Origin of the sequence: Massilia sp. TWR1-2-2, assembly GCF_049897565.1 — a bacterium.
GTDB lineage: Bacteria > Pseudomonadota > Gammaproteobacteria > Burkholderiales > Burkholderiaceae_D > JAFCUW01.
This window is the reverse complement of sequence record NZ_JAFCWM010000062.1, coordinates 1-12,674: the sequence shown is the minus strand read 5'-3', so window position 1 is coordinate 12,674 and position 12,674 is coordinate 1. Positions and strand designations below refer to the sequence as shown.

The window sequence follows — 12,674 nt, the reverse complement described above, 5'->3', positions numbered from 1 at the left end:
AAAATGGCCGAAATCGCCGGTCTGAATGCGTGAAAATGAAAATTTAGGTACCCAAATAACGCGGCCCTGTTAAGCGCATCGTTTGCACAGAAATCATCAATTGTTCAGCGCTTCCCTAGTGTAAGATTATTGTACTTTTGACTCGAGGAAAACATGGAAGAGATCGACGGAGCATGCGTTGTTTGTACTGAGGAAAGTGCGGAAGTGTATCAAGACTCGGGGAACGACCGCTATAAGGTTATCTGTCCGTACTGCGGTGACTACTTAATCTCTGACGACGCATCGAGAACCCTCGCCAGTTCGCCTATAACGAATATACGGCAGCGCACAAACGCTCGGAGTTGGGTAAGAGAGAATCGTGGTCTACTAATTCGCGTTGAAGATTTGGGGCCGCTCCGCACCTTACGAACCCCCAGCGTAGCGGAGCGGGCCGAAAAGCTGCTAATCGCAATTGATAAAACTTATCCTTCGATAGGGGCAGAATTGACGAAGCGCCTGTTCACCGGAAATCCGGCGCAGTGGTGTGCTCGTTCTTGGTCAGCGAACCCTGCTGAGCTTAGCTATCTATTGACCGTCTACATGACTAAAACTAAAGGTTGGCTTTTAGATTCCGATGAAAATTTCACCTCGACAATGCATATCGCTCCTAATGGGTACGATCATCTTGAAGAACTGAGACTCGGTGGCGCAGACAGGGTTAGTGGCTTTTGTGCGATGTGGTTCAACGAAGAGGTGGCAGCAATCTGGACAGACGCAATCAAGCCAGCGATTAACGCTGCGGGGTATGATGCGGTCCGAATCGATGGCGTCGAGCACAACAACAAGATCGATGATGAAATTCTCGCCAACATCCGAAGCTCCCGGTTTGTTGTTGCCGATTTTACCGGGGAGCGAGGTGGGGTCTATTTCGAGGCAGGCTTTGCTATGGGCCTCGGTCTCCCCGTGATCTGGACTGTGCGGGAAGATGCTCTTACTGAAGTTCATTTCGACAATCGCCAATACAATTTCATCGTCTGGAAGCCTGAGGACCTGCCCGAACTCACCAAGCGTCTTCAGTTGCGGATTGAAGCGACGATTGGTCGAGGTCCAGTCACTCCGCAAGCAAATTAACGTAAAGCGTGACCCGAACGGTCTTTAAGGCGATTCGTCCCCCTCTTGTACCTGAACGTTAACTTGAACCACCGCGGCTTGGCCTGTTCCCGAAGCACTATTTCTTCCACGCGCAGATTGCTAGTTATGCTCGGAGCAGAAATCTCCAAAGAGTGCTTCGCAACTTGGGAAAGAGTCGGCGATTTAATTGCGCGTGGTTTCGCCGCGGTTTTGGAGTGTTTCATGGGAATTTCCTCTCAGAGCATCGGGTTGATGCGGTGAGAAGATTCTCCTACGCAAACCAAATTTAGAAGTTCCAGTTTTCGGAAAGGTCCCCTACGGGCAGAGGGTCTTCCGTCTTCCTAGACAACAAAACAGCTCTATACCAAACAGGAAAGTATTGCGACTACCGCTGAAATGAGTATTAGGTTTCGGTGCCGGCGCTCCAGACCGGGGCCATAGGAACAACCTCCTGCACACGCTGCAAGGTCTCAAGACGGTGCCGAAACACATTCACCATGGCGTTTGTATTTTGCGCAAGATAGCCGATCACGCGCTCTCGCTCGCCTGCCGCGTCAAGTTCTTGGTAACGCACAGGTTGCACTTCAATCCAAATACAGGTCACATAAAGAATATCGGCAGGGCCTGCATTCGTGTTTAGTTCGGTACACACCGGCATTAGGTCACGCGCGTGTGGGTCAATCTCACGTATCGGAAGTGCGTCTGGGTGGCGAAACAGGAGATCTTGAAGCCATCCTCGCTGTACTGTCCGCTAGCGCCGCTTAAGGCAATACGCTGCAGGGATTGCCCACGGCCTGCTAGCTCAATCAGGATCGGTGAAGTGAATGCGCTCATAAACCAGGATGACGGTTAAGGAGAGGAGCCTGCTCTTCAAGCTGATCCGCCCAAGCAGGATCCTCAAGGGCAATTAGGCCGGCTTGGTCGAAAAACTTTGCAAAAATGACGCGCGGCTGGGGAATTCCCTTGATTAGCCTAGCCGGCTGGCAACGGATCGGCGAGTCCTTGCTCGCCTGTGGCACCGGCATATAGGCAACACAGGCTGGAGCAACGCCACGTCCCGAAGCTGCAAAAAATGGCATTGCAAGAACCATGTCGGGATGAACTGCGGTGAGCGGGCCACGAAAGCCGTAAGCTGACTTGTCGAGCTTCCCTTCGGTAGGATATAGCCCTTTAACTTGTACCGGACGTAGCAGTGTCTGCCCGTTCACCTCTTTGGAGGCAATGAAGTCAAATCCCACATCGCGCTTTGGAAAGTAGATCGCCCAGCCGTGGTCGCCAAACAGCCCGGCTACGTAGAGCTCGGCGAAATAATCATGGGTACGCGGGGCGGAAATCTTGACGCGCTTTACTAGCATCGGAATTGCCGTTCCGCGCCAGAAGCCCCGTGAAATCCTGCCATCGGACAAGCCGCCATTGGCATATTTCGCCACCAGTACATCCCCATCCCCGTCAAGCTCAGAACCGATCAGCCCAGCGATTGAGCGTTCAAGCAACGTGCGCAGTGTCGACGGTGATTCAACTAGCGTGTCGCCGAGTATGTTGGCGAGATCGGCCCACAAATATGGGTCGCCGCGCAGTTCCCAGTCGAGCGGAGGCGGTGTGAACAGTTCGGCAAGGCGTTGGACCATGTTGTGCGCTTAATATTTTCTTCTCGTCATCATACGCTAGTGGATCGCACATGCCTCCGCAATGAAGAAAATTCAAATCCGATTGACCTACCGAAAAATTTGCGACGTCTTTTGCCAACCACTGACGACGCCGTATTGCTCAAGTAGTAATTTCGTGACAGGATAGTGCAGCGTATACCCAAACGAACTCGTCCGTTCCAGACCATAAATTATGATATTAGATAAAATCCAGAGCCTTAAAAATGGCACAACAATCCCTAAACCTAAGGCAACTGCTGACTTCAAAATCAAAGGCTGGGGTATACGAAGGGGCGAACCGGCTTTGACTTACTGGGTACCAAACCACAAAAGTCCAGGCAAGCCTCTCGTAAAGGGGATAACCGTCACGGAATTTACTCGGGCATATGATCAACTCCGGGAGAATTCATCCTTTACCCGGACGTGGTTTAACATCAATCTTGATACCTGCGCAAAAGAAGGGTCTTGCAACTTCACGACTTTAGGCGGCATCTTTCAGCTACTCGGCGTAGCGCACTACGCCCGGCCCGGCACCTATGTCCTAAGTAGCGAACAAAGCGCAGCCGGCTCAGACGAGCACGACTTAGACGCGATGTTCGATCAAATCTTGGCGGAGGTTCAACAGGAGCAAGATACGGCAACGAAAGTCAACAGCACGGTTGACCGAGTGACGGGTTTGCTTGAGGAAGAAAGAAAGGCACGGTTCAACGCGGCAATTGATGGACTAGGAATACTCTTTGGTCCCGAAGAAGCGGATCAGCGAGTACCGAAATAAAATCGTAACCTGGACCGATTCCACGGTAACTCGGGGCAAACGGGGTGAAGCGTGGCTATCTATTCTTGAGCAACACGTAGTCAGCTTTATCTGCCAGCGGAAAGAACGCGGCAGTGTTTGATAACGTGGCGATGAAAACTGCGTCGCTCCAACTGGTTGGATCAGCGGCTACGATTCACGCTTCGCGTACGTTGCCGGCGGACGGCGCCCTGCACTTAGCCTGCAGCGCGCCGATGAGTTCCGGCAGTAGGAAGCCATTCAATTAAGCGACTGTCGAACTCCTGATTGGAGATTGGACGTGCACCCAACATTCTGGCTAGAGCTTCGCGCTCGATGAGTCGCACGCTATTTGCTGCGGCCTGCACACGGGCCGGCTCATTAAAGCGCTGGTTCGTGACCGCCACCTTCTCGAACTCCGTGTTGGGGTACCGCGCCTGGTAGCGTGCAGCACCGGCCGCTACTTCCTTAATCGCATCCCAGCCGACGGCATCCTTCACCGAACTTTTGCATTGCAGCAGTTCCCCGGAGGTTCCACGAAACGCCACAACGTCAATCCCGCCATCACCACCTTGCTTTGCCGTGACCGTTGCCACAAAGCCCTGCCGGGTCCAGAGGAGTTCGCACAGCACCTCGAACGAAAAGCCTTCCATGCGGTCGACGCTGTCCATCGTTAGATATTCGAGTGGCGCAAGCTCGCCGGTCTCTGTGCCGATAAGGTCGGCGAAGGTGGCATCACCGCCGGCGCCGTTGAGCATGGCAGCCATGCCTGATCCGTCAATTGTCGAATCGGCGAGGCCACCCTTGCGCGTCATGATTTCGTCGACCCGCACCTCGAAAGTGGCAAACTCGTCCGATACTACTGTTGGGCAATAGACGTACACATCGCGTTGCTGGCCGATGCGAAAGGCACGGTCGGTGGCTTGGTTTTCTTTAGCCGGGTTCCACGCGCGGGTGAAGTGAAATACGTGGTTAGCCGCAGTGACGTTTAGCCCAGCACCGGCGGCCAGCGTCGAAAGGATGATGACATCAAAACCTTCGCCCTCGGAAAATCGGTTGATGCTCTTCTGCCGCCCATCCGAATCGCCATTAATGATGATCGGTCGCAGGTCGAACACTTTCTTCAGGAAGTAAAAAAGAGCCAGCTGCGTTTCGCGTAACTCAGTGAACACAATCGCCTTTTCGCCGGCCAGCTTGACCTTATTGAGGTAAGCGAGCAACCAGGCCATCTTTGGCGAATTGGCGAGATGAGCGTCCAGTCCCTTGCTATCGATGAGAAACTTGGTACCAGGAAGACAATAAGGCTCGGCGCAGACGGCCTTCATGTGGTGAAGCGCACCGAAGGACAAGCGGGCACGCTTGCGACCGTCGTTTTCGCTGCCGGCAGCTTGTAGCTTTCTCAGTCCGCCTTTGTAAAGAACAAGCTGGTGCGGCGACATCGGTAGTTCGAGGCGTTCGCCGACCGCGAGACGTTCTTTGAATTGAAGGTCGTCGTCACGCGCGGCCTTGTATCCAAACAGCTTGCGCTTGAACTCACCGGCCAAATCGGCCTTGGTGCGGCGTAGAGTCTGCGGCTGAATTAACGCCTGGAGTTGTGCCAGCGCCGCCTGGTGTTCTTCGGTCGCGCATTCAATCGGACGCCGATAAACCTTTCCGAAATCTTCGAGGAAGCCCAGAAGCCCTGGCTGAACGAAATCGAACAGGCACCACAGATCCGCCAGCGAATTTTCGACAGGCGTGCCGGTGCAGGCGATCCGAAAGTCCGCCTTGAGCTTTTTGACGGCCAAGGTCACTTGGGTTCCCGGAGTCTTGATCCGCTGCGCCTCGTCACAGATGACGAATGTGAACGGCTGACGTGCGAACGAAAATTCGTAATGGGTCAGTGTTTCATAAGTGGTGATGACTATCTTGGCAGTTCCCACCCAATTCGGACGCAACAACTCGACGACTCCCCGGTTCTGAAGCGCTTGGTCAATCAGGCCGAGCGGCTGCCGCTTTTCCCGCAAATTGTCGCCGTACAGGACTAGTCGCTCCGGGAAGGAGTTCGTGAAGAACTTGCCGCATTCATTGTCCCAGTTCTCGACGAGGCTCTTCGGCGCGAAAATTATCGACGCCGCAGCTTCCGGGTTTTGCTCGTAGTGGTGTGCCAAAACAGTCAGTAGCTGCAGTGTTTTTCCAAGCCCCATATCGTCGGCGAGCAAAGCACCGCGGCAGTCGCGCGGCGCGCGCGAAACCAAATGCTGGAACCAAGCGATACCGTGTAACTGGTGTGCCCGCAGGCCGCCGGGGTCGCGCAGGCATCTTGGAAGGATGGGCGGGGCGCCGAAAGGTAAAGCAAGCGAAACGCGACGTTCTTCGGCATAGTCAATGCTATGGAAGTTTGTCTTGACGAGCAGGCTCTCGGCTGCGGGCCGCTTCTTCCTCGGCGTATCGTTGCCGCCGCTTTTGACGTGTTCCGTCGCTCCAATCATCGACTCGAAAGCGTCGAGCATTGTTCTGGCATTCGGCGTCGAGACAGGCGTCGGCAGCGAAGCATTCGTGATCTCGCCGTGCCCCCCGGCCTCCGCCTCCCTTACCTGCTTTCCGAAGTCGCCCACCCATTCCTGGCTTAAGGCGACCAACACATCCTCACTTTGCCCTTCAAGCGACACACGCACCATCGGTGTCAGGTCCGCTGGCATCCAGCCGGTGTCGCCGTCACCCTTGTCGGACGGACGCTGCACGACAGGCACGTACACTGGTTTAGCGATGCCAATTCCTTCTATGCGTCCGCTATAGCCATCGAGTTCATAAATGTCCTCGAACGAAATTCGCAAGGCGGGCTGCCTTATCCACAAAGCGTGCTGGCTGCGCGCCATTTCCAACTGCGACGCCGACTCCGCGTCGAGTGCGATGTCGAATTCTTCCCATGGAAATTGGATACGTTCGGCGGACAAAGCCTTTTCGAGGGCACTAATGAATTGCGCAAAGTGATCTGGGCCGGAAAACGGTTGCGACCCGACGCGCGGCGGCCCGCCCGCAAAATGCTCGGTGACCACCAGATCAATGCTATTGATGTGACCCTGTTCTACCCTGGGCACAATGCTGAAGGCCGTGTCAATTGCGCCGGCGTATGCGCGGTCGGCGAAGAAACCCTCCTCATCGATCACCTCTCGAGCGGCGTCCCCAAGAAACGCCCAAGGGTTGTGCAAGAACCGCTCTGCGCGCGCGCCAGCGACGAGGCGCTGCGGCATCTCGCGCTTGATTACCTCTAGGACTTTGCGCACCGGCTCGGAGATCACCACGCGGATGCGTCCGCGTCCTTCGCGCGACAGCTCATAGTGCGGCTGGACGGAATTGTAGCCATCGAACGCCTTGAGCCAGCCAGCAGGCGCGCCCTCGAATTGCGGTGAAACCCTGGTCACACGGCCGAACGCAGTCTCTTCTTTCGATTGCATCAAGCGCAGCGTTTTCGGAGTAAGGACGTAGGTGCTCTCGAGGTAGGGTCCTTTGTACAAGGCTCCTGCGGCGTCGGCCAAGGGCCGTATCTCTCCCCAGGCCAGTTCGTTTTCGTGCTGGGTGCGTTGCGCATCCTGGCGCGCGGCGAAGGTCTCCACCGCATCCAGGACCGCCCACGCCGCGTGCGGCAGGAGCGTCGGGGCACCATCGACGACGCATACCGCGCCGGTCCGGTTCTCGATACGCACCGATCTCCCATCCTTCAGCCAGCCGTCGATCTGCAGCGTAAATTGTGCGTCCGACAAACCGCCCTCGTGGTGCAATAACGGTGTCAGCACGCCGACAGGAGGTAGTCCGAACATGGTCATCGGACCCGCATGCTCTTTGTCCTCCAACAGGCGATACACCAGATTCCAGGGAAGCACGAGGTGCTCACTATTGATGTCGCACAGTCCTTCATCTCCAAGCTGACAGAGATATGCCCCGAACACCAAGTCGTGGTCGGGCGCAGTATCAATTATCAGCCGAAGCGCATCCGCATCTGCTTCAGCAAGGGGCACCGGAAGACGGACTTGTATGCCCGCAGTTGTCCACGTCAGCGGAAAAGAGTTCACGGCAGGAACGCCGCTCATGCGGCGGAAGCGGTCAAAGAAAGCCAATTGTTACTCCGGGAAGAACCACATAGAACTGCGTTCGGACCAGTCAAAGCCATTTGACTCCAACCAGTGATCCAGGTCCCGTCCCCGCTGAGGATTGGCTACCCATACTCGACCGCTGCCATCTGCCTTGCGCCCGTCGATAATGCGCGCTTCCTTGAACTGGCCGACCATGTACTGCAGGCCGGCCATTCGGAATTTTGCGCCGCGCGGGGCCATTGACCAGGTCGCCGACACGCTCTCGCGATCGTCTGAAGTCAGGGCCAGAGCCGATGGCACTGCGGTCGCTGATATTGCGGGGGCCTGGGTCAAACCCGGAGAGGGCCATGATCCGGCTACTGTCGTCGTAACGCGAGTGGTGGCCACCTCATCGCGTCGTAGCGGAGTCGGCGCGGCGCGGCGCATATCTTGCGCCGGTCCCTTCAGAGTGTCCTTGATACTTGCATCGGGCAAGATGCCCAACCGTGCGAGGGTCTTGGCGCCGTTGATTTGCCAATGGGGCAGATGTCGAATGCTGGCGGCATCGCTATCGTAGTAGCCGTACTTGAGGTCGTCAGTACCGCCAGTGTATTGCCTGCTGTTTCGATCGAACTTCATATCATCGACGTCGTAAATGTAGCAAGCGTTCGGTTTTTTGCTGAATTCGACGATGATGAAACGTCCGATGCGCATCATAAACGCATCGACGTCTTTGTTGACAGTCAGCGTTGCATAGGCGCCCTCTTCGCGTGCGATAAGTGCTCGCACCTCTGGCTTCTGGCGCGCCAGCGCCATAGTGTCGCGGCTGAAGATCAACCGCGTCCATGTGATCTGTTTCATGTACTTCGACCAGAATTCAAGCCGGCCCTCGTCGGCCTTATTGCGAGCGGCTAGGATATCGAAGAAGTCGCGCAAGTTGCGTTCGTTGACCCACCCGAGGACCATCAGCCACACCTCGTCGGGCACCCGGTTCCACGCGGTGGCATAGCCAGCGTCGCGCAATTTCGGATTGCGCCACACCTCTTTCTGGACGACGTAGTCCCGCAGGCCTTCATGCACCGGAGCGCCACGGCTGAGGTGATACCGGCCGAGGATTGCCTCGAGCGCGTCATCGCGGCACACCGGGCGCTCTGCGATCAAGTCCAGTAGTTTCGGGATGGCCGAAATGAATACCTCGTCTGACGCAGCCGTCGAAGCACGGACAGCACCAGCCACCAGCTCGTGCCAGAACCAGCTCGCCGGCGGAATGTCCAGGTCGACCCGTAGCTTCTCAGTTGCTTCGGTCTTGCCATCAAGCCAGTCGCGCCCGTACTTGTCTGCAGGACGAGGTCCTAAGAGCTGCCGCTCTTCCCGCATCAACGACAGCCAGTCCGGGCAAAGCGCATCCCCGGCCTGGCGATCAATTAACGGCCAGGTCTGATTTAGCAAGTCGCGCAACTGATCCCACCCGGCAAGGTCCTCGGCCTTCGCGCCAACCGGATCGAATGCGAAATACGAACCCATCAGCCCGTACCATGTCAATTGCCACAAGTTGCCCTTGTTGGCTTGGGACTGATAACTTGCTATCAGCTGCGCGAACCTGGGCAATCCCAGCAAACGGCTATGCGCCAATTCACGGAGCGGTACGGTGATGGCACTGGCGATCATATGTCGTTGCAGTTCGCTTACCTGTTGACCTCGGGCGAACGCAAGTACTGCAGCGTACGCATCCTCGGCGGAAGGCTTAGCCTTGGCGTAACCTTGGAAGAGCTTTTCAGACGCTTGCGCGGCGCGCTCGACCAGTTGAGGCTGTCCAAACCAGCCTTCTCCAAAATCAATCGACGATGCCGACTGCTTGAGGCGCTGCCGCAGTGACTCGATGGCAGAGTGGATCAGCATTGCCCAAACTCGAGGCCAGGTGGCTTGGCAGCGCCACCCTTTTTCTCTGCGTCGTCGAACTGCCAGAACTCGACCTTGAATTCGACGCGCCTGCTTTCCGCCTTGTTGAGCCGGATTGAGTTGAAGGAGTAGCCTCCCACCAGGAACAAATCGCTGATCTGGGTCTTTTGCCCTGCTGTGAGGGCCACCTCATCACTCGGCACTGGGGCAAACAGAACGCAGACCACACTCTTGCTGCGGTTGAGGCTAAGCGCCAGGTTGTAAAGGTACGTACCGTCCTGATCCGTGAATCCTTCGATAACGATCCGCCGGATCCATTTCTGACCAATCTGGGACGCTTGTGCCTTAAGAAGCAACGGCACGTAGCTACGCAAAAACTTTGCCTCGGCGGCGTCAATGTCAGCGCGACCACTGTCGAAGTTGACCTTATCGCCAAGGTCGATTCGATAGGTCGACTTGTTGACTTTCACAGCCTTGAACTCGCGCGAACTCTCCTCGATCTCGGACATCAGCTCACTGATATCTTTTTCTCGCTGGATTTTCTTTGCTTCTTCTTGGGTTCTGCCTTCCATCACCGTAACGAGCGTTACCGCCATGACCACCAGGAACAGTGTCATGAGTGCTGTCATGAGGTCGGCGAATGAGATCCAAAAAGGACTTTCTCCTTCGGCCTTTCCGCCGCGCTTGAGCACGATACGAGACAGCATGCTCAATCTACTTTCTGCAGACGCGCCATTGCTACCGCGAGCTGCTGGACGACGCCGTTTAGCTGATTAACGCCGTTCCCGAGGTGCCGGTCGGTGTCTGTAATAGACGTCTTCACTTGCTTGGTCAGCGCGTTACTGAAGTGATCGAAGGCGTCCACGAGAGCGGAATTGACCTGCTCCAGGTACTGAAGGCTCTGCCCTTCAGCACTGCGCAACTGGGCGACAATACGTTCCAGGTCATCGACGATCTGACGCGATAGGCCCGCTTCCTTCTTCACAGACTCGGCAAGCACCGTCAACGCCGCCACTTGTGTATCGGCGACCCGGCGGGTCGCGTCGTAGCGCTCGAAGCCGTCGCGTACCGCAGCTGCTGACGATTGCAGGCCGGCGGCAGTAATCGTCAGCTGTTCGGATAACTTCCCAGAGCGGTCGAACACAGTGCTGACTGCTCCGCCGGCAGTCTCGAACTTTTGCGCCGCAGCGCTCATCGTTAGCGCACCCTGGTTCATTCCGTCTATCGCTCGCATGGAAGTGCCAGACAAGGCGTCAATATTTTGCTGGGTTTTGGCGACCTGCTGCGCAACCGATTCAAGCAACGCCTGGACCTGGCCGGAAAGTCCTCCGATCAGCTGGCGCGTCTCGTCGGCGATCCGGGCACCACGCTGGTCTTCTACCTGGCCCGACGCAATTCGTGCGTGTTCGAGCTGAGCCACCGTTGCATTGACCTGTTCCAGCACCTTAGATACGGAACCGTCCATTGCTTGGGAAAGACCGCCGATCAGCTGGCGTGTTTCGTCCGCAATGCGGACTCCACGCTGCTCTTCAACTTCACCAGACGCGATGCGTGCCTGATCGAGCCGTTCCACGGTTGCACTGACCTGTTCCAGCACTTTAGAAATCGAATCATCCATCACTTGTTTCGACTTCTGCTGCTCTTCGGTAACGAGCTTTCGGAATTCGGTGACGAACTCGCGCATCTGTCCAGTCAACACCTCCTGGTTAGCTGCGGCCTGCTTCATTGCATCTTCTAGTTTGCCGCTCATCTGGCTGGCCGCGGTTTCGTTGGTCCGCCCGATATCGCCAAGCAGTTGCTGGAGTGACTGCTGGACCGCAGTCATCGCTCCCATTGAATTTGCCATCTGTTCATTGATGCCGCGCATCTGTCCACCAAAAGTGTCTTCGAGTTTCGCCATAAAGCCAGCGAGCATCGTTTCAAGCATGCCGCTAACCGCGTCGTTATTACCCTCAGCTGTCGTCCTGATTCCGTCAGCGATCGTTTGCATCGGTCCTGCCAGACTCTCAGCAATCACGCCGCCAATCTGCTGTCCTAGGGCGAGGTTCGACTCGGCTTGGGCTTTGATCTGCATCTCGACCAAGTTCGTCATCATTTTGGTCATATCGTCGACGAGCGCTTCTTTGAGCTGCGCGGCGTGCGCTTCGCTCTTTTCGGAGGCTTGTACCAGCCGCGCCAAGTACTCCTCACCGGCGCCGGTGCGGTACAGGGAGTCGATCGCTTGTGTAAGCTCGTCGACCAGCCGGTAGAGGTACGCGAGCACCAGGCGGCTGATGAACGTGACCAGCATCGCACATCCAATGGCCAGGGCGGACACTACGAAGGCATGAGTGACGCCCCCCATTAGCGGGGTCAGGCCGGAAATGGCGGAGGCAGAAGTGGACGGATCAAACTTGCCTAACCCGCTGAGCAGCCCGGCGAATGTGCCAATGATGCCCAGACCCGTCAGAACTCCAGGGATGTGGCGCGTGAAGTCGTCGAACAAACGTCCATCGACCAAGATATCTCGGGTGAAAAACGCTTCTGCAGGCATCGTCGCGCGCACTTCCTGGTGCGTCGTGGTACCTGATGAGGCGACTTTCAGGATGTGCAGTGTGTCCTTGTACTCCGACCAAAGGTGCGTAAAAGGCGCCCAGCGAAGGATTGCCCCTGCTTCTTCTGGCTCAGCTTCGTCTTTCTGCAACCCTTGGAGTCCCTTGACGGCACTGCGGAGCTGGAAACCAACCTGCACCCCCTTAAACAAATAGAACAACAGGAAGCTGGAGGTAATCAGGATGACGAGTACCAGCATAGCAAGCGGTACACCGTCCACATCGGCGAAAACCGGACTAATTTTGGCAAGGTAGCTTTGAATGGTCTTCATGGCTGTTGGGTTGCTGCCGGTGCGTCCAGACTTCAACAGACCACGCGGCAAAATTATTAGTAGAAAAATTAACTAACTGTACACTTTATATTGCATACTGGGAATGAAGAATTTATTTATGGCATTGTTTTGTTGCTACGGTGGTGCAAGCCAATGCAATTCTCGCCCGATGCAGTACGGCGACTTATCGCTACCTCGGCAACCGCCGGTGGCTACATGTCAAGACCCGCTTGGTTATAGACGCGTTTTAGAAATAGTTCCGGCTTTTTTTGCTGCCAATCCTTGAGAGCTTGAATCGGCGTTAAATGCTTCAAGGCGCGTTGCGGAATGCA

The 12,674-nt window shown here is 56.0% G+C and carries 8 protein-coding genes and 1 pseudogene; 2 read left to right on the top strand and 7 right to left on the bottom strand.

The genetic code is table 11. The features are described from left to right. Positions 1-153 precede the first annotated feature (153 nt). Entirely contained in the window at positions 154-1,110 is a 957-nt protein-coding gene (locus ACP7DD_RS25910; protein ID WP_426178205.1) for a hypothetical protein, read from the top strand. A 403-nt stretch (positions 1,111-1,513) separates the two neighbouring features. On the opposite strand, the gene ACP7DD_RS25905 is transcribed toward ACP7DD_RS25910, so the two are convergent. Beyond that, a complete protein-coding gene (locus ACP7DD_RS25905) occupies positions 1,514-1,768 on the bottom strand; it encodes a hypothetical protein (protein ID WP_426178204.1) in 255 nt (84 codons plus the stop codon). Positions 1,769-1,940: 172 nt separating this feature from the next. Continuing rightward, positions 1,941-2,738 carry a hypothetical protein gene (locus ACP7DD_RS25900; protein ID WP_426178203.1) on the bottom strand — a complete coding sequence of 266 codons (798 nt, stop codon included), beginning with the start codon at positions 2,736-2,738 and terminating at the stop codon, positions 1,941-1,943. A 211-nt stretch (positions 2,739-2,949) separates the two neighbouring features. Here ACP7DD_RS25900 and ACP7DD_RS25895 point away from each other — a divergent pair, with 211 nt between their 5' ends. After that, entirely contained in the window at positions 2,950-3,531 is a 582-nt protein-coding gene (locus ACP7DD_RS25895; protein ID WP_426178202.1) for a hypothetical protein, read from the top strand. 215 nt (positions 3,532-3,746) lie between these two features. Here the strand turns inward: ACP7DD_RS25895 and ACP7DD_RS25890 are convergent, their stop codons facing one another. The 5 genes and pseudogenes from ACP7DD_RS25890 to ACP7DD_RS25870 form a co-directional block, all read right to left on the bottom strand. Next, positions 3,747-7,625: an SNF2-related protein gene (locus tag ACP7DD_RS25890; protein ID WP_426178200.1), complete on the bottom strand. Its 3,879-nt coding sequence runs from the start codon at positions 7,623-7,625 to the stop codon at positions 3,747-3,749. Positions 7,626-7,628: 3 nt separating this feature from the next. Then, on the bottom strand, positions 7,629-9,479 hold the full coding sequence (locus ACP7DD_RS25885) for an EH signature domain-containing protein (RefSeq protein WP_426178198.1): 1,851 nt from the start codon (positions 9,477-9,479) through the stop codon (positions 7,629-7,631). Continuing rightward, positions 9,473-10,186 (bottom strand): OmpA/MotB family protein, encoded by a 714-nt coding sequence (locus ACP7DD_RS25880; RefSeq protein WP_426178197.1) that lies wholly within the window; start codon positions 10,184-10,186, stop codon positions 9,473-9,475. The genes ACP7DD_RS25885 and ACP7DD_RS25880 overlap by 7 nt, the downstream gene beginning before the upstream one ends. A 2-nt stretch (positions 10,187-10,188) precedes the next feature. Beyond that, positions 10,189-12,342 (bottom strand): anti-phage ZorAB system protein ZorA, encoded by a 2,154-nt coding sequence (gene zorA, locus ACP7DD_RS25875; protein WP_426178196.1) that lies wholly within the window; start codon positions 12,340-12,342, stop codon positions 10,189-10,191. 212 nt (positions 12,343-12,554) lie between these two features. Continuing rightward, a pseudogene (locus tag ACP7DD_RS25870) lies at positions 12,555-12,674 on the bottom strand (IS481 family transposase); the annotation flags it as partial.